General features: G+C 71.9%; 25 protein-coding genes and 1 pseudogene. 12 read left to right on the top strand and 14 right to left on the bottom strand.

Annotated elements, in window-relative coordinates; translation table 11 throughout:
* Window positions 1-58 precede the first annotated feature (58 nt).
* From GE300_RS11035 to GE300_RS11020, 4 genes are read left to right on the top strand one after another with little or no spacing between them, the layout of a single operon-like run.
* Window positions 59-259, top strand: coding sequence for a DUF6494 family protein (locus GE300_RS11035; protein ID WP_154446623.1), 201 nt, complete (start codon window positions 59-61; stop codon window positions 257-259).
* Window positions 259-1,320: an iron-sulfur cluster carrier protein ApbC gene (apbC, locus tag GE300_RS11030; protein ID WP_154446622.1), complete on the top strand. Its 1,062-nt coding sequence runs from the start codon at window positions 259-261 to the stop codon at window positions 1,318-1,320. Before GE300_RS11035 ends, apbC begins: the two co-directional genes overlap by 1 nt.
* Window positions 1,317-2,027 carry a biotin/lipoate--protein ligase family protein gene (locus GE300_RS11025; protein WP_154446621.1) on the top strand — a complete coding sequence of 237 codons (711 nt, stop codon included), beginning with the start codon at window positions 1,317-1,319 and terminating at the stop codon, window positions 2,025-2,027. The genes apbC and GE300_RS11025 overlap by 4 nt, the downstream gene beginning before the upstream one ends.
* Entirely contained in the window at window positions 2,027-2,503 is a 477-nt protein-coding gene (locus GE300_RS11020) for a DUF6505 family protein (protein ID WP_154446620.1), read from the top strand. The genes GE300_RS11025 and GE300_RS11020 overlap by 1 nt, the downstream gene beginning before the upstream one ends.
* Here GE300_RS11020 and GE300_RS11015 read toward each other — a convergent pair whose 3' ends face one another.
* The 3 genes from GE300_RS11015 to GE300_RS11005 all read right to left on the bottom strand — a co-directional run bounded on the left by GE300_RS11015 (window position 2,504) and on the right by GE300_RS11005 (window position 5,734).
* The gene (locus tag GE300_RS11015) at window positions 2,504-3,655 is read right to left on the bottom strand and encodes an MFS transporter (protein ID WP_233416934.1); all 1,152 of its coding nucleotides are present in this window, start codon (window positions 3,653-3,655) and stop codon (window positions 2,504-2,506) included.
* Window positions 3,648-4,400 carry a DeoR/GlpR family DNA-binding transcription regulator gene (locus GE300_RS11010; RefSeq protein WP_154446619.1) on the bottom strand — a complete coding sequence of 251 codons (753 nt, stop codon included), beginning with the start codon at window positions 4,398-4,400 and terminating at the stop codon, window positions 3,648-3,650. The genes GE300_RS11015 and GE300_RS11010 overlap by 8 nt, the downstream gene beginning before the upstream one ends.
* 140 nt (window positions 4,401-4,540) lie before the next feature.
* On the bottom strand, window positions 4,541-5,734 hold the full coding sequence (locus tag GE300_RS11005; RefSeq protein ID WP_154446618.1) for an ROK family transcriptional regulator: 1,194 nt from the start codon (window positions 5,732-5,734) through the stop codon (window positions 4,541-4,543).
* A gap of 180 nt (window positions 5,735-5,914) precedes the next feature.
* Here GE300_RS11005 and GE300_RS11000 point away from each other — a divergent pair, with 180 nt between their 5' ends.
* From GE300_RS11000 to GE300_RS10985, 4 genes are all read left to right on the top strand, one after another.
* Complete coding sequence (locus GE300_RS11000) at window positions 5,915-6,937, top strand: sugar ABC transporter substrate-binding protein (RefSeq protein ID WP_154446617.1); 1,023 nt, start codon at window positions 5,915-5,917, stop codon at window positions 6,935-6,937.
* A 154-nt stretch (window positions 6,938-7,091) separates the two neighbouring features.
* Window positions 7,092-8,153: an ABC transporter permease gene (locus tag GE300_RS10995; protein WP_154446616.1), complete on the top strand. Its 1,062-nt coding sequence runs from the start codon at window positions 7,092-7,094 to the stop codon at window positions 8,151-8,153.
* Between the two features lie 14 nt (window positions 8,154-8,167).
* Window positions 8,168-8,947: an ATP-binding cassette domain-containing protein gene (locus GE300_RS10990; protein WP_325063204.1), complete on the top strand. Its 780-nt coding sequence runs from the start codon at window positions 8,168-8,170 to the stop codon at window positions 8,945-8,947.
* 187 nt (window positions 8,948-9,134) lie between these two features.
* Window positions 9,135-9,560, top strand: coding sequence for a lipocalin-like domain-containing protein (locus GE300_RS10985; RefSeq protein WP_154446614.1), 426 nt, complete (start codon window positions 9,135-9,137; stop codon window positions 9,558-9,560).
* A 4-nt stretch (window positions 9,561-9,564) separates the two neighbouring features.
* On the opposite strand, the gene xseA is transcribed toward GE300_RS10985, so the two are convergent.
* Window positions 9,565-11,163, bottom strand: a complete 1,599-nt coding sequence (xseA, locus tag GE300_RS10980; RefSeq protein WP_154446613.1) for an exodeoxyribonuclease VII large subunit — start codon at window positions 11,161-11,163, stop codon at window positions 9,565-9,567.
* A 94-nt stretch (window positions 11,164-11,257) separates the two neighbouring features.
* The gene (locus tag GE300_RS10975) at window positions 11,258-12,100 is read right to left on the bottom strand and encodes a glycine-rich domain-containing protein (protein ID WP_154446612.1); all 843 of its coding nucleotides are present in this window, start codon (window positions 12,098-12,100) and stop codon (window positions 11,258-11,260) included.
* Between GE300_RS10975 and purD the strand changes: the two genes are divergently transcribed.
* A complete protein-coding gene (gene purD / locus GE300_RS10970; protein WP_154446611.1) occupies window positions 12,062-13,339 on the top strand; it encodes a phosphoribosylamine--glycine ligase in 1,278 nt (425 codons plus the stop codon). The two genes, GE300_RS10975 and purD, sit on opposite strands and share 39 nt — an antisense overlap.
* A gap of 276 nt (window positions 13,340-13,615) precedes the next feature.
* On the opposite strand, the gene GE300_RS10965 is transcribed toward purD, so the two are convergent.
* Window positions 13,616-14,398, bottom strand: a complete 783-nt coding sequence (locus tag GE300_RS10965) for a VCBS repeat-containing protein (RefSeq protein WP_154446610.1) — start codon at window positions 14,396-14,398, stop codon at window positions 13,616-13,618.
* Window positions 14,398-14,721, bottom strand: a complete 324-nt coding sequence (locus tag GE300_RS10960; RefSeq protein WP_154446700.1) for a 2Fe-2S iron-sulfur cluster-binding protein — start codon at window positions 14,719-14,721, stop codon at window positions 14,398-14,400. Before GE300_RS10960 ends, GE300_RS10965 begins: the two co-directional genes overlap by 1 nt.
* A gap of 198 nt (window positions 14,722-14,919) precedes the next feature.
* On the opposite strand from GE300_RS10960, the gene GE300_RS10955 reads away from it, so the two are divergent.
* Window positions 14,920-16,014, top strand: coding sequence for a calcium-binding protein (locus tag GE300_RS10955; protein ID WP_154446609.1), 1,095 nt, complete (start codon window positions 14,920-14,922; stop codon window positions 16,012-16,014).
* A gap of 37 nt (window positions 16,015-16,051) precedes the next feature.
* A complete protein-coding gene (locus GE300_RS10950) occupies window positions 16,052-16,786 on the top strand; it encodes a hypothetical protein (RefSeq protein ID WP_154446608.1) in 735 nt (244 codons plus the stop codon).
* A 169-nt stretch (window positions 16,787-16,955) separates the two neighbouring features.
* Here GE300_RS10950 and GE300_RS10945 read toward each other — a convergent pair whose 3' ends face one another.
* The 6 genes and pseudogenes from GE300_RS10945 to rpiA all read right to left on the bottom strand — a co-directional run bounded on the left by GE300_RS10945 (window position 16,956) and on the right by rpiA (window position 23,553).
* A complete protein-coding gene (locus GE300_RS10945) occupies window positions 16,956-18,431 on the bottom strand; it encodes a DegQ family serine endoprotease (protein ID WP_407647719.1) in 1,476 nt (491 codons plus the stop codon).
* 167 nt (window positions 18,432-18,598) lie between these two features.
* Complete coding sequence (locus GE300_RS10940) at window positions 18,599-18,790, bottom strand: DUF2065 domain-containing protein (protein ID WP_154446607.1); 192 nt, start codon at window positions 18,788-18,790, stop codon at window positions 18,599-18,601.
* A gap of 269 nt (window positions 18,791-19,059) precedes the next feature.
* Window positions 19,060-20,103 (bottom strand): annotated as a pseudogene (hflC, locus tag GE300_RS10935) (protease modulator HflC); the annotation flags it as partial.
* Window positions 20,100-21,305 (bottom strand): FtsH protease activity modulator HflK, encoded by a 1,206-nt coding sequence (gene hflK, locus GE300_RS10930; RefSeq protein WP_154446605.1) that lies wholly within the window; start codon window positions 21,303-21,305, stop codon window positions 20,100-20,102. The gene hflK and the pseudogene hflC, both read right to left, overlap by 4 nt.
* Before the next feature lie 73 nt (window positions 21,306-21,378).
* Window positions 21,379-22,734 carry a glutathione-disulfide reductase gene (gor, locus tag GE300_RS10925; protein WP_154446604.1) on the bottom strand — a complete coding sequence of 452 codons (1,356 nt, stop codon included), beginning with the start codon at window positions 22,732-22,734 and terminating at the stop codon, window positions 21,379-21,381.
* Between the two features lie 24 nt (window positions 22,735-22,758).
* Window positions 22,759-23,553 (bottom strand): ribose-5-phosphate isomerase RpiA, encoded by a 795-nt coding sequence (rpiA, locus tag GE300_RS10920; RefSeq protein WP_154446603.1) that lies wholly within the window; start codon window positions 23,551-23,553, stop codon window positions 22,759-22,761.
* Window positions 23,554-23,665: 112 nt separating this feature from the next.
* Here rpiA and GE300_RS10915 point away from each other — a divergent pair, with 112 nt between their 5' ends.
* A complete protein-coding gene (locus GE300_RS10915) occupies window positions 23,666-25,054 on the top strand; it encodes an L-serine ammonia-lyase (RefSeq protein WP_154446602.1) in 1,389 nt (462 codons plus the stop codon).
* On the opposite strand, the gene GE300_RS10910 is transcribed toward GE300_RS10915, so the two are convergent.
* On the bottom strand, window positions 25,035-25,709 hold the full coding sequence (locus GE300_RS10910; RefSeq protein WP_154446601.1) for a thiamine diphosphokinase: 675 nt from the start codon (window positions 25,707-25,709) through the stop codon (window positions 25,035-25,037). The two genes, GE300_RS10915 and GE300_RS10910, sit on opposite strands and share 20 nt — an antisense overlap.
* Window positions 25,710-25,810 lie beyond the last annotated feature (101 nt).

Genomic DNA, 25,810 nt, shown 5'->3' with positions numbered 1-25,810 from the left:
CCGTCGGGGCGTCAATCCCGGCGCACGGCAGGCACGAGCGGTCACAGGGAGACGGACCATGAGCGACGATTTCAACATGAGCATGAGGAAGTTCCTCAAGCAGGTGGGCGTCACTTCGCAGCAGAAGATCGAGGAGGCGATGCGCGACGCGGGCGTCGACGAGACCGCGGGCAAGCGCTACGAGGCGAAGATGGTGCTGACCGTCGACGGGCTGGAGCTGGAGCACACCGTCACCGGAACCATCGCCGGGCGCGAATGATGGCGGTGACCCGCGAACAGGTGCTCGAGGCGCTGGGCCGGATCCAGGATCCCTCGGGCGGCGACATCGTCGGCAAGGGCGTCGTGCGCGCCCTGACCGTCGAGGACGGCGCCGTGCGCTTCGTGCTGGAGATCGACCCGGCGCTGGCCAAGGCGATGGAGCCGGTGCGCGCGCAGGCGCAGGCGGCGGTCGAGGCGCTGCCGGGGGTGAAGTCCGTCTCGGCGCTGATGACCGCGCACAGCCAGCCCAAGCCCCCGCCCGACCTGCAGGCCCGCAAGTCCGCGCCGCAGGGCCCGCAGAAGATCCCCGGCATCGCGCACATCATCGCCATCGCCTCGGGCAAGGGCGGCGTCGGCAAGTCCACGGTGTCGGCCAACATCGCCGCCGCGCTGGCCGCCGAGGGCCGGCGTGTGGGCCTGCTGGACGCCGACGTCTACGGCCCCTCGCAGCCGCGGATGCTGGGCGTCTCGGGCCGGCCCGCCAGCCCCGACGGCAAGACCATCCTGCCGCTGCGCAATCACGGCGTCACGCTGATGAGCATCGGCCTGATGACCCGCGAGGACGAGGCCGTGGTCTGGCGCGGCCCGATGCTGATGGGCGCGCTGCAGCAGATGATGAACCAGGTGCAGTGGGGCGCGCTCGACTGCCTGGTGGTCGACCTGCCGCCGGGCACCGGCGACGTGCAGATGACGCTGTGCCAGAAGGCGCATGTGGACGGGGCGGTGATCGTCTCGACGCCGCAGGACGTGGCGCTGCTGGACGCGCGCAAGGCGATCAACATGTTCCAGAAGATGAACACGCCCGTGCTGGGGATGATCGAGAACATGTCGACGCACATCTGCTCGAACTGCGGCCACGAGGAGCATGTCTTCGGCCACGGCGGCGTCGCGAAAGAGGCCGAGAAGCTGGGCGTGCCGCTGCTGGCCGAGGTGCCGCTGCACCTGGATATCCGGCTGGCCTCGGACGGCGGCGTGCCGATCGTGGTCTCCAAGCCGGACAGCGCCCAGGCGCAGGCCTTCCGCCAGGTCGCCCGTGCGCTGGTGGCGCAGGGCGTCGCATGACCGAGGCGCCGACCTTTCCGCCGCTGCTGCGCGGCGTGCAGGCGGCCGCGCCGTTCGCGGCGGCCCGGCGGCTGGCGGCCGAGGGCTGCGACGGCGGCACGCTGGTCTGGTCGCTGAGCGCCGACCGGCTGCAGGCGGCGCTGGTGCTGGCCCCCGAGGTGCCGCTGGCGCGGGCGGCGGCGATGCTGCCGCTGTGCGGGGTGGGCTTCGCCAACGCGCTCGGCGCGCTGTCGCCGCCCGAGGTCGGGGTGCATCTGGACTGGGACGGCGGTGTGCGGGTGAACGGTGCGCTGGCGGGCGATCTGCGGATGGCGGCCTCGGGTTCCGATCCCGCGCAGGTGCCCGACTGGCTGGTCGTGGGTCTGTCCGTCCGGCTGATCCCGCTGGACCCCGAGGCGCCGGGCGCGACGCCCGACCGGACCTCGCTCTACGACGAGGGCTGCGCCGGGGTGGCCCCGGTCACGCTGCTCGAGTCCTGGTCGCGGCACACGCTGAGCTGGATCCACCGCTGGTCCGAGGACGGCGCCGCGCCGCTGCACGCCGAATGGCGGGGCCTGGTGCACGGCCTCAAGAGCGAGGTGCAAGTCGCAGGGATGTCCGGGGTTTTCCTTGGCACCGACGAGGATTTCCGCATGATCCTGAAGACCCCCGAGGGCACGCGGGCGATCCCGCTGACCGCCCTGCTCACGCAGACCGAGGACGCCTGATGCACCTGGCCCGCACGATTCATTTCGACGAAAGCGACACGCTGGTCTACCACCGCCACGCCCGCACCGGCGAATGGGCGATCTCGGGCGGGTTCGAGTTCTCGAACTGGAGCCAGGCCGACCTGGCCGGCAAGGCGCGGCAGGCGTTCGCCAACGGCTGGCTGGGGCTGGAGACCTTCGGCCGTGCCACGCTGGTCGCCGTCACCCGGATCGAACCGGCCGAGCTGGAGCGGCTGACCGAGGGTCTGGCGCAGCATTTCATGCAGGTCTACGGCGCCCCCGGGCTGGAGGCGGCCCGCACCGTCGCCGCCGAGGAGATCGCCCACATGGCCGAGCTGTGCGACGAGCAGGACGCCAACACCCTGCTGACCGTCGAGCGCGAGCTGACCGACGGCGGGGTGCGCGAGCGTTTCCGCGCGATCAAGGGCGACGAGGCTGCGCTGGAGCAGTTCGCGATCCACGCCACCGACGAGTGATCACGCCGGCTGCGCCAGCGCCCGCGGGCGCATCGCCGGGGCCAGCGCGGCGATCGCCAGCGCCAGCACCAGCAGCAGCCCGAACGCCACCGGCAGCGAGGTCGCCTCGGCGGCAAAGCCGATCACCGGCGGGCCCAGCAGGATGCCGCCGTAGCCCAGCGTCGCGACGCTGGCGATGGCGGTGCCCGGCGGCACCTGCGGATCGTTCGCCGCGCGGCTGAACGCCAGCGGCATCACCACCGCATAGCCCAGCCCCATCAGCGCAAAGCCGGCCAGCGCCGCGCCGTAGCCCGGCAGCAGCACCGCCAGCGCCACGCCCGTCGCCGCCAGCAGCCCGGCGCCGCGCGCCGCGCGCACCGCGCCGGCGCGCGCGATCACCCGGTCGCCGGCCAGCCGCATCGCCACCATCGCCACCGAGAAGGCGGCATAGCCCAGCGCCGCCGCGGCCTCGGTCGCGCCGGTGGTCAGGACGATGAAGATCGCGCTCCAGTCGGCCATCGCGCCCTCGCCCAGCGCGGCGCAGAAGGCGACGAAGCCAACCGCCGCCAGCGGCCCCTTCGGCAGCGCGAACACCCGGCCCGGCGCGGCGCGGCGCGGCTCTGCCCGCCACTCGATCCGGGCCAGCGCCAGCGCCGCGGCGGCCAGCAGCGCGCCGGCCAGCAGGAAGTGCGGCGCGATCCCCAGCCCGGCGCGCGCCGCCAGGAACCCGCTGCCCGCGCCCAGCCCGGCGCCCAGGCTGAACATCGCGTGGAAGAAGGACATGCAGGGCCGGCGCAGGCGGCGCTCGACCTCGCCCGCCCAGGCGTTCATCGCCACGTCCATCGCGCCGTGCGCCGCGCCGAACAGGAACAGCGCCGCGCCCAGGGTGCGCGGCCCCGGCGCCAGCGCCAGCAGCGCCAGGGTGGCGGTGTAGACCACCGCCAGCCCCCAGGTCAGCCGGTACGCCCCCAGCCGGTCGGCGCCGCGGCCCGCCAGCGGGAAGGCGCAGATCGCCCCCGCCGCCATCATCAGCAGCAGCAGGCCCAGCGCGCCGGGGCCCAGCGCGTGCCGCTCGGCCACCGCCGGGATCCGCGAGGCCCAGATGCCGAACAGCGCGCCGTTCAGCGCGAACATCGCCGACACCGCCAGCCGGGGCGCACGGCGCTCACGCATGGATCACCTCGATGCCGGCGGCGGCTAAAGAAGCGGCGGCCGCGGCGTCGGCGTCGGTCACCAGCAGGTCGATCGCGCCCGCCGGCAGCGTCCGGTGGCGCGCCCGGCGGCCCAGCTTGGCCGCCGCCGTCACCACCATCACCTGCGCCGCGGCGCCGGCCATGGCGCGCTTGAGCCGCGATTCCCCGGGATCGTCCGAGCTGAGGCCGAATCCCGGCTCCAGCCCGCAGGCGCCCAGCACCGCGATCTCGGCGGCGATGTCGCCGGCCTCGGCCAGCGCGTCCTGCCCGGTGTTGACGCCGCCGCGCGGGCTCAGCCGGCCGCCCAGCATGTGCACGGCGATGCCGCGCCGCTGGCAGGCGATGGCGACGAAGGGCGACGGCGTGATCACCAGCAGGTCGGGGCGCTGCGGCAGCCGCTCGGCCACCGCCTGCACGCTCGCGCCGCCGTCCAGCAGCAGCGTGCGGCAGTCCTTCAGCCGCGGCAGCGCCGCCGCCGCGATCCGGGCGAGGTCCGGGTCGGCACCCAGCCGCTGCTGCACCGGGCCGGCGGCGCGCGCCACCGGCACCGCGCCGCCGCGCACCCGGCGCGCGCGCCCGGCCCGCTCCAGCGCGATGATGTCGCGGCGCACGGTGTCGACCGAAACGCCGAACTCCGCCGCCAGCTCTGCCGCGCCCAGGGCATGGCCGCCGGCCAGCCGCCGCGCCAGCGCCGCCTGCCGCGTCTCGGGGATGTTGAGGTCCATGGCGAATCCCGCACCAACTTGCAGGATGCAGCATTATCTTGCATCCGGGGGCCAGGCAACTCCCGACCCGGCAGCGCGCCGCGGGTGTTTGCGCCGGTCTCGGCCCCGGTCTCGGCCCCGGTCCCGGCGTCGATGCGCGGTCAGGCCTCCGGCTGCGCGTGGCTGTTGCGCACCAGCAGGTCGGTGTCCGGCGAGAACCGGTCGTTCAGCGGCAGCAGCGCCGCGCCGACCACCCGCGCCGCCGGCCCGATCGAGCCTTCGTGCAGCGTCGCCGGCGACAGGCCGGTGGGGTTGAAGGCGGCGAGCTCGCGCGTCAGCTCCGCCACCACCTGGGTGCGCCACGGCGTCGGCAGGAAGCCGTCGACGACCACGGTCTCGAAATCGAAGATGCCGCGGGCGCCGACGATGGTCTGCGCCAGCGCCGGGATCGCGCGGCGGCGCCAGTCGGCGAAGATCCTCTCGGCGGCGCCGTCGACGGCGCCGCCGATCACCGCCCCGGCGTCGTGCCCTGCGGCGGTCAGCGCGCGCTCCAGGTAGATCAGCGAGGCATGCTCGATCAGCTGCGGCGGGGCCCGGCCCGCGCGCACCGGCCCCAGCGGCACCGAGCCGATCGCCCCCGCGTTGGCCTGCGCGCCGCGGTGCAGGCGACGGTCGAGCACCACGCCGCCGCCGACGAAGGTGCCGATGTAGACGTAGAGCGCGCTGGAGGCGGTGATCGTGGCGCCGACGATCATCTCGGCGGCGCAGGCGGCGGTGGCGTCGTTGTAGAGCGTGGTCGGCAACCCGGTGTCCCGCGCCAGCGCCGCCGCCACGTCGGCGCTGCGCCAGCCGGCCAGCGCGTCGCTCGGGATGTCCAGCTCGGCCGCCCATTCGTGCAGATCGTAGGGCATCGCCACACCGACCCCGACGATCCGGGCGTGTTCGCGGTCGCTCAGCGCCGCGCGGACCTCGGCGACCAGCTCCCGCGCGCGGGCCAGCGTGCTGTCGGGATAGGGCGCGTCGTAGACCTGTTCGCGCCGCTCGAGGGTGCGGCCGAGAAAATCCACCAGCATCACCTCGAGGCTGCGGCGGCCGATCTTGACGCCGATCGAGAACGCGCCGCGCGGGTTCGGCGAATACGGCGTCGAGGGCTGGCCGACCTGACCGCGCACCTTGGCCTCCTTGCGCAGGACGCCGTCGTTCAGCAGCGCGTTCACGATCACCGACGCCGCCTGCCCGCTCAGCCCGGTGCGTCGGGCGATCTCGGCCTTGGACAGCGCCCCCGCCTGCCGGATCTCGCTGACGATCAGGCGAGCGTTGTACGCCCTGAGGCCGGTCGTGTCGCCGCCCTTCATCGCATGCACTCCCCTGTTTTTCCGGAGGATACCATGACAGGCCCCAATTAACAAATCAATGTGATTTATTAATTGACGAATCGCCCGATCGGGTGCTTTGATCTTCGACATGGTGCGGCCGCGATCCGTCGGCCGGGCCGAACCAGAACAAGATCCGCGCCTTGGGAGGAGCATCCTAACATGAAACGTCTGACCACCCTACTCGCCTCCACCGCCGTCGCAGCCGCCGCCCTGTCGGGCACCGCGGCGGCGCAGAACGACATGATCATCGGCCTGATCACCAAGACCGACACCAACCCGTTCTTCGTGAAGATGAAGGAAGGCGCCGCCGAGAAGGCCGAGGAGATGGGCGTCGAGTTGCGCACCTTCGCCGGCAAGTACGACGGCGACAACGAGGCCCAGGTCGAGGCGATCGAAAGCCTGATCGCCGCCGGCGCCGCCGGCATCCTGATCACGCCGTCCGACCCGGCCGGCCTGGCCGACACCGTCAAGGCCGCCCGCGACGCCGGCCTGCTGGTGATCGCGCTCGATACCCCGTTCGACCCGATCGACGCGGCCGACGCGACCTTCGCCACGGACAACTTCAAGGCCGGCGAGCTGATCGGCCAGTGGGCCGCGGCGACGCTCGAAGACCCCGAGAACGCCAAGATCGCCACCCTGGACCTGTCCGAGGCGCAGGTCACCGTCGACGTGCTGCGCAACCAGGGCTTCCTTCAGGGCTTCGGGATCGACGTCAAGGACGTCAACCGGATGTACGACGAGGACGATCCGCGGATCGTCGGCGGCGACGTCACCCAGGGCTCGCCCGACGGCGGCCGCACCGCGATGGAGAACCTGCTGCAGCTGGATTCCGGGATCAACCTGATCCACACCATCAACGAGCCCGCCGCCGCCGGCGCTTACGAGGCGCTGAAGGCGTTCGGCCTCGAGGAGCAGGTGACCATCGTCTCGGTCGACGGCGGCTGCCCGGGCGTGCAGGACGTCAAGGGCGGCGTGATCGGCGCCACCTCGATGCAGTTCCCGCTGAAGATGGCCTCGATGGGCGTCGAGGCGATCGTGGAGTATGCCAAGAACGGCACCAGGCCCGAGACCACCGAGGGGCTGGACTTCTTCAACACCGGCGTCACGCTGGTCACCGACAGCCCGGTCGAGGGCATCGAGTCGATCACCTCGGACGAGGCGCTGGAGCAGTGCTGGGGCTGATCGCGCCCTGCCCGTGCTAGACTGACCCACGACAAACTGCGGGGCCGCCGATGGCGGCGGCCCCTTCTCCATCCGGCGCGGCATCTGCGCGCCGGGCGGCCCCGTGCCCGCTGACGGCACCCGGCCGACACCCGCCACATCACGGAGAGACGCCATGTCAGACGCGAACAGCGACGACTACGAAAAGGCCATCCACTCCGGCGGCGACGTCGCCTCGTTCGAGGAACGGCACCGGGCCCCGCTGGAGCGCCTGCACAACTTCCTGCATTCCTACCCGACCGCGGCGCCGCTGATGGTGCTGGCGGCCAGCCTGGTCGTGTTCGGCGCGATCGCCGACAACTTCTTCACCCCGTTCAACTTCTCGCTGATCATCCAGCAGGTGACGGTGATCGGCGTTCTCGGCATCGCGCAGACGCTGATCATCCTGACAGCGGGGATCGACCTGTCGGTGGCGGCGATCATGGTGCTCAGCTCGGTGGTCATGGGCCGGCTGGGGGTGACCATGGGCCTGCCGACCGGGCTGGCGATCCTGGCCGGCTTCGCCGTCGGCACCGCCTGCGGCGCGCTGAACGGCTTCCTGGTGACGCGGTTCAAGCTGCCGCCGTTCATCGTCACCCTGGGCACCTGGTCGGTCTTCTTCGCGCTGAACCTGTGGTATTCCGACGCCCAGACCGTGCGCAGCCAGGACATCGACGCCACCGCCCCGCTGCTGAAGTTCTTCGGCGAGCGGGTGGGCATCATGGGCGCGCAGTTCACCTACGGCTCGTTCCTGATGCTGGGGCTGTTCGGGGTGTTCTGGTACGTGCTGAACTGGACCGCATGGGGCCGCGCCGTCTACGCCATCGGCGACGACAAGGAGGCGGCCGAACTGGCCGGCATCCGCACCGACCGGATCCTGCTGTCGGTCTACGCCGTGGGCGGCTTCGTCTGCGCCGTCGCCGCATGGATCGCCATCGGCCGGCTCGGCTCGATCAGCCCGCAGAGTTTCTACGAGGGCAACCTCGACGCGATCACCGCCGTGGTGATCGGCGGCACCTCGCTGTTCGGCGGGCGCGGCGCGATCTTCGGCACGCTGATCGGCGCGATCACCGTCGGCGTGTTCCGCTCGGGGCTGAAACTGGCCGGGGTCGAGGTGCTCTGGCAGGAGTTCACCGTCGGCGTTCTCATCATCGTGGCCGTGGCCATGGACCAGTGGATCAGAAAGGTGTCGTCATGAGCGTGGATACCAGCGTGGAACCCATCCTCTCCGGCCGCGGGCTGACCAAGCGCTACGGCCGCGTCACCGCGATGGACGCCTGCGACTTCGACCTCTACCCCGGAGAGATCCTGGCGGTGATCGGCGACAACGGCGCCGGCAAGTCGACGCTGATCAAGGCGCTGTCGGGGGCGGTGCGTCCCGACGAGGGCGAGATCCGGCTCGACGGCAAGCCGATGTCCTATGCCAACCCACTGGAGGCGCGCGAGCACGGCATCGAGACGGTGTACCAGACCCTGGCGCTGTCGCCGGCGCTGTCGATCGTCGACAACATGTTCCTGGGCCGCGAGATCCGCGCCGAGGGTTTTGCCGGCAAGTACCTGCGCAAGCTGGACAAGGCGGCGATGCGCCGGTTCGCCCGCGAGAAGCTGAGCGAGCTGGGGCTGATGACGATCCAGAACATCGACCAGGCGGTCGAGACCCTGTCCGGCGGCCAGCGTCAGGGCGTGGCGGTGGCCCGCGCCTGCGCCTTCGGCTCCAAGGTGGTGATCCTCGACGAGCCGACCGCGGCGCTGGGGGTCAAGGAAAGCCGCCGGGTGCTGGACCTGATCCTCGACGTCAAGAAACGCGGCCTGCCGATCGTGCTGATCTCGCACAACATGCCGCACGTGTTCGAGGTCGCCGACCGGATCCACGTGCACCGGCTGGGCAAGCGCAAGGCGGTGGTCGACCCGAAGAAGCACACGATGTCCGACGCGGTGGCGATGATGACCGGCGCGATGGAGGCGCCGCCCGAGGAGCGCACCGACAACTGAACCTCAGCGCAACTGAACCTCAGCGCAGCTGAACATCCGCGGCCGCCGTTCCCCCAGACGGCGCCGCGACCCGCGGCCCCGAGGGGCCGGGCCCGGCCGCCGCGTCACCCGCGGCGGCCGGTTTTCATCACCGCCCCCCGGCGCGGCCCGAACCATGCTAGGGTGCCGCCGGCGCGGGAGGCGGGACATGGCGGACATCGGCGATCTGATCGGCAGCTGGCGCATGCTCTCGTGGACCCGCGAGGCGGTCGCGACCGGCGAGGTGCGCGACGCGCTCGGCCCCGACCCGGTCGGCTACATCGCCTACCATGCCGACGGGCGGATGATGGCCACCGTGTTCCGCCGCGACCGCCCGGCGCGCGGCCCCGGCGGCTGGAGCGTCGAGCAGCGCGCCGATCTGTTCGACAGCATGCTGGCCTATGTCGCCGCCTACACGCTCGACGGCGACCGGGTGGTGCACCATGTCGAGCGGGCCTGGAACCCCGACTGGCAGATCGACCTGTCGCGGCCGTTCACGCTCCGCGGCGACCGGCTGACGATCAGCGGCGCGCCGGGGCGCGATCCGGTCACCGGCGAGCAGGTGATCTACCGCATGGAGTTCCGGAAGGTCTGAGGCCTCAGAACAGCGTGCCCTGCGGCCCGTCCCCGCCGGACCCGTCCCCGCCGGGGTCGTCCGCCGCCCGGCGCGGCTTGCGCGCCGGCCGCGGCCCGCCGCCCGGCAGCACCGGCACCCGGCCGTCGGCGAACTCGATCTCCAGCGCCGGCGCGGCGCGCGCCGCCTCGGCGCCCTGCACCAGCGCGCCGGCGTCGTCGCGCACCACGGCAAAACCCCGGCGCAGCGTCTCGGTATAGCCCAGCGAGCGCAGCAGGCCAGCCAGTTCACGCAGCTTCTGTTTGCGCCGCTCCTCCGCAGTGATCGCACAGCGCGCCAGTGCCTTTACGGCGCGGTCCAGCCGCCCGTGTTCCTGATCTTTGAGTGCCTCCAATTGTCGTGGCCGCAGCACCAGCCGGTCGAGCCGCGCCCGGGCCCGTTCGGCCTGCCGCGACAGCCCGCGCGGCAGCCGGTCGGACAGCGCCTGCAGCCGCCCCTGCCGGACCTCGATCCGCCCGCTCAGCAGTTGCGGGCCGAACCGACCGCCGGGCCCGGTGGACAGGCGCAGCCGGGTGTGGCGGGCGAAGCCGGTCAGCGCCAGCGGCAGCCGCTGCGCGCAGGCGTCCAGCCGCTGCGCGCGCTCGCCCAGCATCGCCTCGGGCCGCGGCAGCGCGCGCGACAGGTCCTGCAGCCGCTGGCTCTTCGCCGCGATCTGGCCGGCCAGCGCGCGGCGGCGGCGATCCTCCAGCGCGCCCAGGTGCACCGCCAGGTCGCGCCGCACCGGCACCGCCATCTCGGCGGCGGCGGTCGGCGTCGGCGCGCGCCGGTCCGAGGCGAAGTCGATCAGCGTGGTGTCGGTCTCGTGCCCCACCGCCGAGATCAGCGGGATGCCGCTGTCCGCCGCCGCGCGCACGACGATCTCCTCGTTGAAGCCCCACAGATCCTCGATCGAACCGCCGCCGCGGGCCACGATCAGCACGTCGGGGCGCGGGATCGCGCCGCCCGGCGCCAGCGCGTTGAAGCCGCGGATGGCGGCGGCGACCTCGGCGGCGCACTTGTCGCCCTGCACGGCGACCGGCCAGACCAGCACCTTGCGCGGGAACCGGTCGCGCAGCCGGTGCAGGATGTCGCGGATCACCGCGCCCGAGGGCGAGGTGACGACGCCGATGACCTCGGGCAGATAGGGCAGCGGGCGCTTGCGGGCCTCGTCGAACAGCCCTTCGGCGGCCAGCGCGGTGCGGCGCTTCTCCAGCATCGCCATCAGCGCGCCGACGCCCGCGGGCGCAATGTCCTCGATCACGATCTGGTAGCGGCTCTGGCCTGGAAACGTGGTCAGCCGGCCGGTGGCGATGACTTCCATGCCTTCCTCGGGCTGGGTGCGCAGGCGCTGCGCATTGCCCTTCCAGATCACCCCCGCCAGCACCGAGCGGTCGTCCTTCAGGTCCAGGTACACATGCCCCGAGCGCGGGCGCGAGACGCGGCCGACCTCGCCGCGCACGCGGACGTGGGTGAACGCGCCCTCGATGGTGCGCTTCACCGCGCCGGACAGCTCCGAGACGGTGAATTCGGGCGCGTTGCCGCCGGCGGGCTGGGCATCGTCGGGGTCGTCGAACAGGTCTGACATCGCGGCACCCTATGCGTGGCGCGGGCGCCCGGTCAACGCGGCAAACGCGGTCAACCCGGGCCGGCGCGGTCTGGCGCGGCCCGCTCGCCGTGCCTCAGTCGCCGCAGCCGCCGCCATCGCCGTCGCCGCCGCTTCCGCTCTCGTAGCTCAGGGTGATCGCGCCCTCGCCCTGCGCGGCACTGATCGCCAGCAGAACGCCGGTCAGAATCCCCGCCAGGATCACCAGGCCCATGGTGTGGATGCCGGTTCCGGTCAGCAGGTAGCGCGCGGCCAGAAAGATCCCGCCGTAGAACGCCGCCGCCTTGAGCATCAGCAGTCCGGTGCGGCGCGGTCGCTGTTCCCGCGGCGGCTTCGGCCAGACGCTGCGCGGCGGCGCGGCGTCGAACTCCTGCCGGTACAGCGCCAGCGTCTCGCGGTACTGCGCCAGGTGGCGCGCGTCCTCGGCCGGGCCCGACGACGGCTCGTGGTGCAGCTCGCGGCCCAGCAGCGGGCACAGCCGCTGCCAGTAGTCGCGGGTGTAGCTCAGGTGCAGGTGCCAGGCGCGGTCGACCTTGCGGCTGGGCGTGACCCGCCCGTCCGAGACCGCGGCGAGATAGAGGAACCTGCGGTACTCGTCCAGCACCCGCGCCGTCAGCCGGCGCGACCACCCCTCGCCGATCCGCAGCTTCCTGGTGAAGGGCACCTCGGCCCGCGGGTCGTCGAACGCATGGTCCCGCAGCCGGTTCCAGAGTGCCGGATCGCGCATCACCGGTCCTTTCGTGCCGTCGGTGGCGTCGGGCGAATCATAGCGGCCGATGATGGCGATTTCGCGAACCGCCGCGGCGGCGCCGGCGGCGGGCGTCTTGCCCCCCTGCCCGCGCCCGCTTAGAAGCCGGGCAAGCAAGACCGGAGGCGAGCCATGAACATCCTGATCCTCGGCGGCGGCGGCCGCGAACATGCGCTGGCCTGGGCCATTGCCGAAAGCCCGAAATGCGACCGGCTGCACGCCGCGCCGGGCAATCCCGGGATCGCGGAACTGGCGACCTGCGTCGATCTGGACATCGAGGACGGCGCCGCGGTGGCCGCCTACGCCGCGGCGCACGACATCGGCTTCGTGGTCATCGGCCCAGAGGCGCCGCTGGCCGCCGGCGTCGCCGACACGCTGCGCGCCGCCGGGCTGCTGGTGTTCGGCCCCGGCCGCGAGGCGGCGCGGCTGGAAGCCTCGAAAAGCTTCACCAAGCAGATCTGCGACGCCTGCGGCGCGCCCACCGCCGCCTGGGCCCGGTTCACCGCCGAAGCCCCGGCGCTGGACTACCTGCAGCGAACCGGCGCGCCGGTGGTGGTCAAGGCCGACGGGCTGGCCGCCGGCAAGGGCGTGACCGTGGCGATGGACCTCGGCACCGCGCAGGACGCGGTGCGGGCGATCTTCGCCGGCGCCTTCGGCGACGCCGGCGCCGAGGTGGTGATCGAGGAATTCATGGAGGGCGAGGAAGCCTCGTTCTTCGTGCTCTGCGACGGGACGGACATCCTGCCGATCGGCACCGCACAGGACCACAAGCGCGCCCGTGACGGCGACGCGGGGCCGAACACCGGCGGCATGGGCGCCTACACCCCGGCCCCGGTGATGACCCCCGAGGTGACGCGGGCCGCGCTGGAGCGGATCGTGCAGCCGACGCTGGCCGAGATGGCGCGGCGCGGCACGCCCTACCAGGGCGTGCTCTATGTCGGGCTGATGATCAGGGACGGCCAGCCGCGGCTGGTCGAATACAACGTCCGGTTCGGCGATCCGGAATGCCAGGTGCTGATGATGCGGCTGGGCGCGCAGGCGCTGGACGCGATGCTGGCCTGCGCCGAGGGCAATCTGGCCGGCGCCAGCCTGAACTGGGCGCCCGACCACGCGATCACCGTGGTGATGGCGGCGCCCGGCTATCCCGGCAGCTATCCCAGGGGCCAGCGCATCGGCGGCGTGGCAGCCGCCGCCAAGGGCGATCCGCAGGTGCGGATCTTCCACGCCGGCACCGCCGAGGCCGACGGCGCGCTGGTCAGCGCCGGCGGCCGGGTGCTGAGCGTCACCGCCCGCGGCGCGACGCTCCGGGAGGCGCGCGAGCGCGCCTATGCGGCCGTCGCGGCAATCGACTGGCCCGAGGCGCACTGGCGCACCGACATCGGCTGGCGGGCGCTGGCCCGCGACGAATGAGGCGGGCGCTGGCCGCGCGGACCGGTGCGCGGCGGCGGCCCCGATGATGCCGTGTCCCGCGCCGAGGACCCGCAGGATCTCGCCGGTGCCGCCCGGCGGCAGGCCGCGCGCCGGCGCCGGACGCCTGCCTTCGGGCGGCGCGGCGATGTCGCTGGTTGGGGGAATGTCGATCTGACGCGGAGGTTCTGCCGCCGTGGCGGCCCGGCGGCCATCCGCCTCACCCCCCGAGATGGCAGGCCGGCGCGCCGCTACCGCCTTGTCGACAAGGCTCCGGTATCAGCCGGCGCAGTCGAGATGCGGCGTGAAGCTCTCCGGCCCGTCGTAGGGGCCGAGGTCGCTGGCCACCACCTGCCCGCCCTCCAGCCGTGCGGCCAGGATCCGGGTCCAGTCGGCGCTCGCGGTCAGCGCCTCGGGGCCGGCGCCGCAGTCGCGCACGCCGCCCTGGATGAACGCCTCGCCGAAGCGGTGGTTGGTGTAACCCTCGGCCTCGGCCAGCGCCTCCATGCCGTCGGGCGTCGGGGTGACGAACTTCAGCACCATGCCCAGGTGCGGGGTCTCGACATAGGCCACGTCCATGCGCCCGTCCGCGTCGAAATCGGCGATCCCGACCGGCGCCAGCCAGCGGTTGCGCTGGCCGATCACCCGGGTCGCGGCCATCCGCTTCACCGTCGGCTGGCCGGCGCCGTCGAAATCCGGATCGTACACCACCAGCGCCGCGCCGCCCGAGGCATAGCTTTCCACGGTGACGAACTCGGGGTCCGGATCGGCGTCGAAATTCGCCAGCCGCGGCGCCAGGTCCTCGAACACATAGGTGACGGGGACGTTGACGAAAACCTTCACGTTGTCCTTGCGCACGACCATCGACGCCCATTCCTCGGCATCGCCCAGCGCGCCGTGCGGATAGCGCGTGGTCGGCCGGTCGTAGACCGCCGAGATCTCGAAGCACGGCGCGCCGGGCAGCACCACCCGGCCCAGCTCGGGCGGGTGCGGGCAGCTCTGCGCCAGCGCCGGCGCCGCGCCCGCAACCACAACCGCAAGCGTCAGCGCCGCGCCGCGCATCAGATCTGCTTCTCCGGCATCTGCACCACCAGACCGTCGAGCGCGTCGGTGACCTTCAGCTGGCAGGTCAGCCGCGAACACGCCGGGTCCGGCTCGTAGGCGAAGTCGAGCATGTCCTCCTCCATCGCCTCCTTCTCGGGCAACTTGCCGGTCCAGTCGGGGTGCACGTAGACATGGCAGGTCGAGCAGGCGCAGGCGCCGCCGCAATCGGCCTCGATGCCGGGGATGTTGTTGTCGCGCGCGCCTTCCATCACGCTCAGCCCGTTGGGCACGTCGACCACGTGTTCGGTGCCGTTGTGCTCGATGTAGGTGATCTTCGCCATCTGCGTCCGCATGCCTCGTGATTTTCCTTGTCCGATACATAGTCCCGGCGCGCGGCGGAATCCAACCCCCGCGCGCCGCCTCGGGCGCGCGGCCCGGGTTTGCGGCCCGCCCGGAGGTTAACCATTCGTTAACGGAAGCTTTGGATTTTAGACGATTTCGTGGGATTTCCGGCAGGGTAACCAGTGCCGGAGGATACCATGCTTGTGATCGAGGCGGCTGCGTCGGGCTTCCACGCGCGCTCGCCGCTGGGCGACGCGCTGGCGCCGGACGTGTTCTTGAACGCGGCCCCCGACCCGGCGGGGGGCATCGTGCTGCCGGTGGCGGGCACGCAATGGTGGACCGACAGCTGGCCGGCGCTGCCGGGGGCGACCCGCGCCCGGCTGCAGGCCGACACCGCGCTCGACCCGGCGCAGCCGGGCGACGGCAGCGCCGCGCTGCGGCTGACCGGGATCGCCTGGACCCGGCTCGAGGCCGACGGCCCGGTGCCGATCGCCACGCTGCGGCTTGAGACGCCGCTGGCGGTGACCGCCACCCACGACCCCGGGGGCAGCGCCGCGGCGCCGACCTGGCTGGCCGCCGCCGCCGCTGCGCTGGCCGAGGCGGTGCAGCATTCCGGCCTGCGCTTTCAGGGCGGCGCCGGCGACGACGTGTTCCGCCCCGCCGCCGAGGTGCTGCCGCTCTACGCGCCGGTGGTCCTGCTCGGGCGAGGCGGCAACGACGCGCTGCACGGCGGCCGCGCCGACGAGGTGCTGCGCGGCGGCGCCGGCGACGACCTGCTGACCGACGCCGGCGGGCGCAGCCGGCTGCACGGCGGCGGCGGCGACGACACGCTGAAGGCGGGGGCGTTCTCGGACGGCTCGGCGCTGCGCGGCGGGCGCGGCGACGATCTGGTGATCTCCAGCAACGGCGACGACCGGCTGTGGGGCAACGCCGGGCGCGACCGGCTCGAGGGCGGGCGCGGCGACGACCGGCTGCGCGGCGGCCAGGGCGACGACCGGCTGGACGGCGGCGAGGGCGGCGACCGGCTGAGCGGCGGCCGCGGCGACGACCTGCTGAGCGGCGGCGAGGGCGCCGACACCTTCGTCTTCCGCGCCGCGCAGGAGGGCCACGACGTGATCGACGACTACCAGCCGGGGCTCGACCGGCTGCTGCTGCGCGGCGCCGAGGGCCGGCTGGTGCAGGATGGCGACGACGTGCTGCTGCTGTGGGACAACCCCGACGCCGGCGCGCGGATCCTGGGCGTCGCGGTCGAGGACGTGACGCTGGACCACTGGGGCGTGCAGATACTTTGAGACCGTAGCGCGAGCCAATTCCGGCTATGGTGTCAACATGAACAGGACACGCATCCAACCGCCCCCGAATGACTGGGGGCGAGACCGCCTTACGGATTTTTTCGATGCCTATCGAAGCAGCCAGTATGCAACGTTCGCAAGCAAGCGCTCTGAGGCAAACGACCTGATCGCCATCGACGGCATGTTTTGCAAGCTGCTGGACGGCGCAATCAACCCGAGGCCGTTGCTCCCGGCAGACTTCCTGTTCCGCGCGCACGCAGCCTTTCGCGCCGCTGCCGGGGCGGTCATGGCAGGTCAGGTGTATGAGACGCAGGCGCTGCTCCGTCTTTGCCTCGAACAGGGCGCGTACGCGCACTACATCGGCGACAACCAGACCCGGTGGGAAATTTGGATAAACCGCCATGAAGGCGGCGGGTCGATGAAAGCGGCGCGCAGCGCGTTCACCCATAAAAAGGTTTCCGGCCACATCGCAAACGCGAACGCGAAGCTCGGCAGTTCCCACACCGCGCTTTGTGATCGGACCATCGACTACGGGGCGCATCCGAACGAGCGCGGCGCGTCGATGAACTCCATGACCAGAGACAACGACGACGGTGGAAAGCACTTCGAATTCATCTACCTTCACGGCGATGGCTTGATGCTCGAATTCGGTTTGAAAACTGCGGCTCAGGTCGGGCTGTGGGTACTGCAGATCGCGGCAGAGATCTATCCGGCGCGGATGCAGGAGTTGAAGCTACAGCACAAGATCCGGGATATGGCCAAGCGCTACTGAAGGACCAACCGAAAATGGCCGGTCGTGCCACGCGACCATTTGCTCGGCCGGTTCCAGCCACAAGCCAGCCCGTGCGACGCCGAAGCCCACCGGGCGCAACGCCAGGCGAAACGGGCCCGGAGCGGCCCGTCTCGGTCCCGCAAGCGGGACCTGTTCGCGCCGGCCGGGCTCAGCCGCTCGGCGTCAGCGCCACGAAGCGCGGCTGGCCGTCGCGGCGCACCAGCAGCAGCACCGACTTGCGGCCGGCGTCGCGCGCCGCCTCGAACCGCTCGACGACGTCGGCGGGCGTCTGCACCGGCTGCTGGCCGATCTCGGCGATGACGTCGCCGCGGCGCAGCCCCTTCTCGAATGCCTCGCTGTTCTCGTCGACCTCGATCACGGCGACGCCGCGCACGTCCTCGGCCAGGCCCAGCTCCTCGCGCAGGGCGGCATCGATGCCCATCAGCGTCAGGCCCAGCACCTCGTCGGCCTGCGGCACCTCGTCCTCCTCGGGCAGGTCGCCGGACGACAGCAGCCCCTCGGCCTCCTCGCGGCGGCCCAGCGTGACCTTCAGCGTCTGCGTGGCGCCGTCGCGGAAGATCACCACGCGGACCGTCGTGCCGACCTCGGAATCGCCGACCATGCGCACCAGCTCGCGGGTGTCGGCGACGGTCTGGCCGCCGAAGCTGAGGATCACGTCGCCGGCCTTGATGCCGGCATCCAGCGCCGGGCCGTCGGGCACGTCGGTGACCAGCGCGCCGCTGGTATCGTCCAGCTCCAGCGCCTCGGCGACGTCGTCGGTGACGTTCTGGATCGACACCCCCAGCCAGCCGCGGCGGGTCTCGCCGAATTCCTTCAGCTGCTCGACCACGCGCTTGACCACGGCCGAGGACATCGAGAAGCCGATGCCGATCGAGCCGCCGTTGGGCGACAGGATCGCGGTGTTCACGCCGATCACCTCGCCGGCCAGGTTGAACAGCGGCCCGCCCGAGTTGCCCTGGTTGATCGCGGCGTCGGTCTGGATGAAGTCGTCATAGGCGCCCTGCAGCGACCGGTTGCGCGCCGAGATGATCCCGGCCGAGACCGAGAACCCCTGCCCCAGCGGGTTGCCGATCGCCAGCACCCAGTCGCCGACCCGGGCGACGTCGCTGTCGCCGAACTTGACGTAGGGCAGCGGCTGCGCCGGCTCGACCTTCAGCAGCGCGATGTCGGTGCGCGGGTCGGTGCCGACGATCTCGGCCGGCAGCTCGCCGCCGCCGTCGAAGAACTCGATCAGGATCTCGTCGGCGGCCTCGATCACGTGGTTGTTGGTGACGATGTAGCCGTCGGGCGAGATCACGAAGCCCGAGCCCAGCGCCGAGCCGCGGCGCTGCCGCTGCTCGGGGCGGTCGCGGTCGAGGAAGTCGCGGAACAGGTCCTCCAGCGGCGAGCCCTCGGGCACCAGCGGCTGCGGGCCCTCGTTGCCGGCGACCAGCGTGCTGGTGGTGATGTTGACCACCGCCGGGCTGAGCCGCTCGGCCAGTTCCGCGAAGCTGTCCGGAGGCCGCGCCTCGACGCGGGCCGCCTGCAGCACGAACAGCAGGATCGCGATCAGGATCGTCAGCGCGGCGGCGCGGACCCCCTGTTCGGCCGTCAGGGTACGCGTGGCTGTCTTAACCCGGGTCAACCGTTATCTCCCTCATGGTGGAATGCAGACTCTCGTGGGGTGTCCGCTGCTATATTGGGAGCCCGCCAGAGCAAGGTCAACAAGACGCCCTGCGCGCGGCCGGCTTCTCACCACCGCGTGATCGCCCAGCCGCCCCCGCCCGCCCGCTCGCGCGTCGGCTGCGGCCATCAGCCGCGGGCGATCCAGACCAGCACCACGCCCAGCGCGACGACGCCCAGGCCCAGGCTTCGGCGCGACTCGGGCGGCATCCGCCGCAGCGCCGCCAGCACCTCGTCCATACGCGAAGGGGCCAGTGCAAGCACCAGCCCCTCGATCACGGCCGCAATGCCGAGCCCGGTCAGAAGATCCGACCAGGTCAATTCGCGGCGTCGTCCGCGGCCGGCGCCTCGGTGCCGGCATCCCCGGTTTCGGCATCCCCGGTTTCGGCATCCCCGGTTTCCGCGTTCCCGGCCGCGCCGTCACCAGTCGCGCCTTCACCGGTGTCCCCGTCACCGGCTGCGCCGTCACCGGTGTCGCCGTTATCGGCCTCGCCTTCGATGACCTCGACCTCGCCGGACTCGACGCTGTCGGGCACCGGCGGCTCGGCGGCGGGCGGCATCGACTCGTCCAGCGGCTCGATCACCTCGGGCTCCAGCGCGCCCTCGGGCAGCGCCACGTCCGGATCGTCCGACGGCACCCGGATCTCGGCGCCGTCGTCCCGCGCCGGGTCGGTCGCGTCCCCGCCCCCCGAGGCGTCCCCGGAAGCGTCCCCGGACCCGTCACCATCGTCGCTGGGCGGCGAGGCCGGCCGCGGCGCCTGCGCCCGGTTGCCGGTGTCCGACTTGAGGTACTCGAAGAACTCGCTGTCGGGCGAGATCACCAGCGTCGAGTTCTCCCCGCCCAGCGCCCGCTCGTAGGCGTTGAGCGAGCGGTAGAACGAGAAGAACTCCGGATCGCGGCCGAACGCGCCGGCGTAGATCGAGTTGCGCTCGGCGTCGGCCTCACCGCGGATGATCTCGCTGTCGCGCTGCGCCTCGGACACCAGCTCGACCGCGGTGCGGTCGGCCAGCGCGCGGATCCGCTGCGCGGCTTCCTGACCGCGGGCGCGCTCGTCCGCCGCCTCGCGCTCGCGCTCGGCGATCATCCGGTCGAACGTGGCCTGCAGGTTGGTCGGCGGCAGGTCGGCGCGCTTGATCCGCACGTCGACCACGTTCACCCCCAGCGCCTCGGCCTCGGTGGCGGCGGCGTCGCGGATCCGGGTCATCAGCGCCACCCGGTCCTCGGACAGGATCTGGTTCGACGCCACCGAACCCAGAACCTCGCGCAGGTTGGTCTCGAGGATCTGGTCCAGCCGGCTCTCGGCCTGGAAGATGCCGCCGGTGCCCACCGCCTGGCGGAACCGGACGACGTCGGCGATGCGCCAGCGCGCGAAGGCGTCGACCACCAGACGGCGGTCGTCCAGCGGGGTGACCTCGCGCGATTCGGTGTCCAGCGACTGGATCCGGTCGTCGTAGCGCACCACGTCCTGGATGAACGGGATCTTGAACGCCAGACCGGGGTTCTCGCGCACGTCCCTGATCTGGCCGAACTGCAGCACCAGCGCCTTCTCGCGCTCGTCGACGATGAAGATCGACGACAGGCCCACGATCACCAGGCCGAGGATGATCGAGACGAGGATGATCGTGCGGCTCATTGCGTGGTCTCCTGGTTCGCGGTGCCGGACCGCCGGCCCAGCTCGTTCAGCGGCAGATAGGGCACCACGCCCTGCCCGCCGCCGCTGCCGCCGGTCACGGTCTCGTCGATGACGATCTTGTCGACGCCGGCCAGCACGCGCTCGAGCGTCTCGAGATAGAGGCGCTTGCGCGTCACCTCGCTGGCCTTGGCGTACTCGTCGTAGACCGCGACGAAGCGGCTGGCCTCGCCGCGCGCCTCGTTGACGACGCGGGCGCGATAGCCCTCGGCCTGCTCCAGCACCTCGGCGGCCTCGCCGCGGGCGGCGGCCAGGCGCTGGTTCGCATAGGCATCGGCACGGTTGCGGAAGGTGGTGCGCTCCTGCTCGGCGGCCTGCACGTCGCGGAACGCCTCGATCACCTCGGTCGGCGGGTCGACCTTGGCCAGCGTCAGGCGCACGACGTTGATCCCCGATTCGTAGCTGTCGAGCGTGTCCTGGATCAGCCCGCGGACCTCCTGCGCGACGACCGCGCGATCCTCGTTCAGCACTGGGCCCAGGTTCGAGCGGCCGATCACCTCGCGCATCGCCGAACTGGCGACCGCCTGGATGGTGTCCTCGGGATCGGCCAGGTTGAACAGGTAGGCGGCCGGATCGGAGATGTTCCAGACCACCTGGAAGTCGATGTCGACGATGTTCTCGTCACCGGTCAGCATCAGCCCGTCGTCGGTGCGGCCGCGGCCGCCGATGCCGACGTCCTCGGTGTTCTCGCGCGTCACCGAAAGCTTCTGATAGCTGACGAACGGCCACGGCGCGAAGTTCAGGCCCGGCTCGCCGATCGACGAGAACTTGCCGAGGAACAGCTCCACCGACTTCTCTTCCGGGCGGACGGTGTAGAACGACATCACCAGCCACAGCACGAACAGCACCACGCCGATCAGCGCAAAGCCGCCGCGGCCGATGCTGGGCCCGTCGGGCCGGCCGCCGCCGCCGCTGCCGCCGCGCCCGCCCATCAGCACGCGCAGCTGCTCCTGGCCCTTGCGGACGATCTGGTCGATGTCGGGACCCTGCCCCGGACGCTGGCCGCCGCCGCCGCCACCGCCGGGGCCGCCGCCGCCGGGGCCGGAGCCCCGGTTGCCGTCGTCGCCGCCCCAGGGGCCGCGACCGCCACCCTTCTTGCCGCCGCCACCCCCCCAGGGGCCGCCGGAGTTGTTCGATCCTGGCATCAGCCGTCTACCTCTTTGAAATCTTCGTTGGCACCGGGTTAGCATGTGTTGACCCGAGGGTGAAATCGCAAGATCAGCCCGGAACGGCGTGGCGCATCGTCACCAGTTCCTCGGCGGCGGTCGGATGCACCGCCATGGTGCGGTCGAAATCCTCCTTGGTGGCGCCCATCTTCACCGCGATGCCGACCAGCTGGATCATCTCGCCGGCCGCCGGGCCGACGATGTGCACACCCAGCACGCGGCGGCTGGCCTTGTCCACCACCAGCTTCATCAGCATCCGCTGGTCGCGGTCTGCGAAGGCGTGGAACATCGGCCGGAACGCGGTGCGGTAGATCTCGATGTCGTACAGCTCGCGTGCCTCTTCCTGGGTCATGCCGACGGTGCCGATCTCGGGCTGGGTGAAGATCGCGGTGGGGATGTTGGCGTGGTCCACCGGTGTCGGCTCGCCCTTGAACACGGTGTCGGCGAAGGCCATGCCCTCGTGGATCGCCACCGGCGTCAGGTTCACCCGGTCGGTGACGTCGCCGATCGCGTAGATCGACGGCACCGAGCTCTGCGAGTACTCATCGACGCAGATCTCGCCGTAGCGGCCCAGCTCGATCCCCAGCTCGGTCAGGCCCAGCCCGCGGGTGTTTGGGCGGCGGCCGGTGGCGTACAGCACCACGTCGTATTCGCTGATACTGTTGTCCGAACATTTCACCGCCAGCCCGGAGCCGGTCTTCTCGATCGACACCAGATCGCGGCCCAGGTGCAGGTCGATGCCCTTCTTGCGCATCTCCTCGGCGACATGACCGCGCACCTCGTCGTCGAAGCCGCGCAGGATCTGCGCGCCGCGGTAGAACTGCGTCACCCTGGTGCCCAGACCGTTCATGATCCCGGCGAACTCGCAGGCGATGTAGCCGCCGCCGATGATCAGCATGCGCTCGGGCCGGGTCTCCAGGTGGAAGATCTCGTTCGAGGTGATGGCGTGCTCGATCCCCGGCACGTCCGGCACGAACGGCGCGCCGCCGGTGGCCACCAGCAGGTGCGCGGCGGTGATCGTCTCGCCGGTCGACAGCTTGACCGTGTGCGGATCCTCCAGCACGCCGCGGGCGCGGTGGATGGTGACGCCGGCCTTCTCCAGGTTGCGCTGGTAGACCTGCTCCAGCCGGTCGATCTCGCGGTCCTTCTTGTCGATGAAGAACCGCCAGTCGAAATCGCTGCGCTCGAAACGCCAGCCGAAGCCGGTGGCGTCCTCGACCGATTCGGAGAACCCCGAGGCGAACACCATCAGCTTCTTCGGCACGCAGCCGCGGATCACGCAGGTGCCGCCGTAGCGGTCCTCCTCGCACAGGCCGACGCGGGCGCCGTACCCGGCCGCCCAGCGCGCGGCGCGCACCCCGCCCGAGCCGCCGCCGATGACGAAAAGGTCGTAGTCGAAATCTGCCAATGAAATCTCCTGTCGCGGCGGGGTTCAGCCCCGGATGTCCAGCTGGGCCAGGATCCGCTGCATCCGCTCGTCCTGCGGCGGGTCCAGCCGCCGGGTCTCGCCGTCGGCGCCCAGCTCGTGCACCTCGCCAGAGGCGAAGCCGAACACCGCGGTGTCGGCGATGTCGATGAACAGCCCGGTCTCGACCACGCCGGGCACCGCCAGCAGCCGCGGCGCCAGGCTGTCGACGTCGTCGATGTATTCCAGGTGCAGGTCGAGGATGTAATGCCCCTCGTCGGTGACGAAGCGGGCGCCGTCCTTCATCCGCGGGCTGATCGTGCTGCCGTCCAGGTCGGTCGAGGACAGCACGTCCTCGATCAGCTTGCGGGTCGCGGTCCAGCCGAAGCGCACCACCTCGACCGGCAGCGGGAACGCGCCCAGCGTGTCGACCCGCTTGCCGTCGTCGGCGATCACCACCATCCGCTCCGAGGCGGCGGCGACGATCTTCTCGCGCAGCAGCGAGCCGCCGCCGCCCTTGATCAGCGACAGCACCGGGTCGACCTCGTCGGCGCCGTCGATGGTCAGGTCCAGCCAGCCGGCCTCCTCCAGGGTCGCGGTGCGCAGCCCGACCGACCGGGCCAGCGCCTCGGTCCGCTCCGAGGTCGACACCGCGACCACCCGCAGCCCCTCAAGATAACTCCGCGCGCCCAGCAGCCTGACCAGCCACTCGGCGGTGCTGCCGGTGCCCAGGCCGATGCGCATGTCGTCCTCGACGAACTGCATCGCGTGGTAGGCGGCGGTCAGCTTCGCCCGGTCGGGCGGGTCGAGACGATCCAGCATTGGCGCAGATCCCTTTGGCATCGCCGTGGAAAACAGGCTATTGGGCGGCTTATAGGCGGTTTGCGCGGCGGGTTCAAAAGCCAAAGCGCCGCAATGACGGGGGGTCACGGCCATGTTCCTGAGCGTGTTCGACATCTTCAAGGTCGGCGTCGGCCCGTCCAGCTCGCACACCATGGGCCCGATGGTCGCCGCGGCGCGGTTTCTCGACCTGCTGCGCGACGGCCGCGAGGCGATCCCCGGCGCCGGGCCGCCGGCGGCGGTGCGCTGCACGCTGCACGGCTCGCTGGCGTTCACCGGCAAGGGCCACGCCACCGACCGCGCGGTGGTGCTGGGGCTGGCCGGGTTCGCCCCCGACCGGTTCGACGCCGACCGCGCCGCCGAAGCCGAGGCGCGGCTGGCCGCGGACCGCACCCTGCGCCCCGAGCGCCTGCCGGAGCTGGCGTTCGACCCCCAGACCGACGTGGTGTTCGACTACGGCCCGCCGCTCGAGGGCCACGCCAACGGGCTGGTGCTGGAGGCGTTCGACGCCCGCGGCGACCTGCACGCGCGCGAGACCTACTATTCCGTCGGCGGCGGCTTCGTGCTGACCGGACGCGAGCTGGACCGCCGCGACGGCGACGGCGCCGCGCAGGCGGTGCCGTTCCCGTTCGCCAACGCCGCGCAGATGCTGCGCATGGCGCACGAGAGCGGGCTCAGCATCGCCGAGATGAAGCGCGTCAACGAACGCGCCCGCGGCACCGAGCAGCTGGACGCCGGGATCGCCCGGATCTGGGCGGTGATGGACGACTGCATCGCCCGCGGGCTGGCCGAGGACGGCGTGCTGCCCGGCGGGCTGAACCTGCGCCGCCGCGCCCGGCGCATCCACCAGGCGCTGCTGGCCGAGCACGGCCAGAACCTGTCGGCGCCGCACACGGTGAACGACTGGATCTCGGTCTACGCGATGGCGGTGAACGAGGTGAACGCCGCCGGCGGCCAGGTCGTCACCGCGCCGACCAACGGCGCGGCCGGCGTGGTGCCGGCGGTGCTGAAATACTACCTCGACCATGTGCCGGGCGCGTCCCGCGACCGGATCGCGGATTTCCTGCTGACGGCGGCGGCGATCGGCGGGCTGATCAAGACCAACGCCTCGATCTCCGGCGCCGAAGTCGGCTGCCAGGGCGAGGTCGGCTCGGCCGCGGCGATGGCGGCGGCGGGGCTGGCGGCGGTGCTGGGCGGCACCGCCGAGCAGATCGAGAACGCCGCCGAGATCGCGCTGGAACATCACCTCGGGATGACCTGCGATCCGATCCGCGGGCTGGTGCAGGCGCCCTGCATCGAGCGCAACGGGCTGGGCGCGATCAAGGCGGTGTCGGCGGCCTCGCTCAGCCTGCGCGGCGACGGGCGGCACCTGGTCTCGCTCGACGCCTGCGTCGAGACCATGCGCCAGACCGGCCGCGACATGAGCGAGAAGTACAAGGAAACCTCGCTCGGCGGCCTCGCCGTCAACGTGCCGGAGTGCTGAGCGCCGCCGCCGCCTGCTCCAGCGCCGCCAGCGGCAGCGTCGCCAGCACGCCCGGCCCGTCGAAGGCCGCGCGCACGGTGCCGCCGGTGGCCGCGTTCGAGGTGCCGACCCGGCCGCCCGGCTCCAGCGTCAGCCCCGCCAGCGTCCACGCCAGCCCCTGCGAGCCGGTGCCGGTGACCCGGCGCAGCGGAAAGAACGATACCGGGGTGCCGGCGGCCAGTTCCAGCGCCAGCTCGGCGCGCCAGTGGAAGGTCAGGTCCTGCTCGCCCAGCAGGATCACCGGCCGGTCGGCATAGCGCAGCAGCGCGCTGAGCGAGGCCAGCGCGTGGTCCACCCGGCCGCCCAGGAAACCGCAGCCCAGGATCAGCGGGGCGCGGATCGAGTACAGGCATTTCTCGAAATCCGTGGTGTCCTGTTCGCCCAGCCGGTACACGCGGATGTCGGATTTCCGCCAAGTTTCATCACTAGGTAACGAATCCATGTCACCGATGACCGCCACCGGCCTGTGGCCACAGGCCAGCGCGTGCGCGATGCCGCCGTCGGCCGCCACCAGCGTGGGGGCCAGCGCCAGGGCGCGGCGCAGCTGCCGGCGCGCGGCGAAGGAACCGCCCACCAGGGTCACGTTGTCGGGGCTGTCGAGCAGGATTTCGGCCATGCCGAGCGTAGTAGTCTCAAGAGGGTTCAGTTTCCAGCAACCAGTGCCTAGTGTCTGGCACAGACAGCGCGCGGCGGTGCGCGCCCCGGGGTGCCCGCCGC

The sequence above is a fragment of the Halovulum marinum genome, assembly GCF_009697225.1.
Taxonomy (GTDB): domain Bacteria; phylum Pseudomonadota; class Alphaproteobacteria; order Rhodobacterales; family Rhodobacteraceae; genus Halovulum; species Halovulum marinum.
Note: the sequence above shows the minus strand (reverse complement) of the source record. Positions and strands in the feature narration are given on the sequence as shown.

Coding starts and splice junctions, on each gene's coding strand:
- GE300_RS11035 (WP_154446623.1), top strand. CDS start 59: ATGAGCGACGATTTCAACATGAGCATGAGGAAGTTCCTCAAGCAGGTG.
- apbC (WP_154446622.1), top strand. CDS start 259: ATGGCGGTGACCCGCGAACAGGTGCTCGAGGCGCTGGGCCGGATCCAG.
- GE300_RS11025 (WP_154446621.1), top strand. CDS start 1,317: ATGACCGAGGCGCCGACCTTTCCGCCGCTGCTGCGCGGCGTGCAGGCG.
- GE300_RS11020 (WP_154446620.1), top strand. CDS start 2,027: ATGCACCTGGCCCGCACGATTCATTTCGACGAAAGCGACACGCTGGTC.
- GE300_RS11015 (WP_233416934.1), bottom strand. CDS start 3,655: ATGCGTGAGCGCCGTGCGCCCCGGCTGGCGGTGTCGGCGATGTTCGCG.
- GE300_RS11010 (WP_154446619.1), bottom strand. CDS start 4,400: ATGGACCTCAACATCCCCGAGACGCGGCAGGCGGCGCTGGCGCGGCGG.
- GE300_RS11005 (WP_154446618.1), bottom strand. CDS start 5,734: ATGAAGGGCGGCGACACGACCGGCCTCAGGGCGTACAACGCTCGCCTG.
- GE300_RS11000 (WP_154446617.1), top strand. CDS start 5,915: ATGAAACGTCTGACCACCCTACTCGCCTCCACCGCCGTCGCAGCCGCC.
- GE300_RS10995 (WP_154446616.1), top strand. CDS start 7,092: ATGTCAGACGCGAACAGCGACGACTACGAAAAGGCCATCCACTCCGGC.
- GE300_RS10985 (WP_154446614.1), top strand. CDS start 9,135: ATGGCGGACATCGGCGATCTGATCGGCAGCTGGCGCATGCTCTCGTGG.
- xseA (WP_154446613.1), bottom strand. CDS start 11,163: ATGTCAGACCTGTTCGACGACCCCGACGATGCCCAGCCCGCCGGCGGC.
- purD (WP_154446611.1), top strand. CDS start 12,062: ATGAACATCCTGATCCTCGGCGGCGGCGGCCGCGAACATGCGCTGGCC.
- GE300_RS10975 (WP_154446612.1), bottom strand. CDS start 12,100: ATGTTCGCGGCCGCCGCCGCCGAGGATCAGGATGTTCATGGCTCGCCT.
- GE300_RS10965 (WP_154446610.1), bottom strand. CDS start 14,398: ATGCGCGGCGCGGCGCTGACGCTTGCGGTTGTGGTTGCGGGCGCGGCG.
- GE300_RS10960 (WP_154446700.1), bottom strand. CDS start 14,721: ATGGCGAAGATCACCTACATCGAGCACAACGGCACCGAACACGTGGTC.
- GE300_RS10955 (WP_154446609.1), top strand. CDS start 14,920: ATGCTTGTGATCGAGGCGGCTGCGTCGGGCTTCCACGCGCGCTCGCCG.
- GE300_RS10950 (WP_154446608.1), top strand. CDS start 16,052: ATGAACAGGACACGCATCCAACCGCCCCCGAATGACTGGGGGCGAGAC.
- hflK (WP_154446605.1), bottom strand. CDS start 21,305: ATGCCAGGATCGAACAACTCCGGCGGCCCCTGGGGGGGTGGCGGCGGC.
- rpiA (WP_154446603.1), bottom strand. CDS start 23,553: ATGCTGGATCGTCTCGACCCGCCCGACCGGGCGAAGCTGACCGCCGCC.
- GE300_RS10915 (WP_154446602.1), top strand. CDS start 23,666: ATGTTCCTGAGCGTGTTCGACATCTTCAAGGTCGGCGTCGGCCCGTCC.
- GE300_RS10910 (WP_154446601.1), bottom strand. CDS start 25,709: ATGGCCGAAATCCTGCTCGACAGCCCCGACAACGTGACCCTGGTGGGC.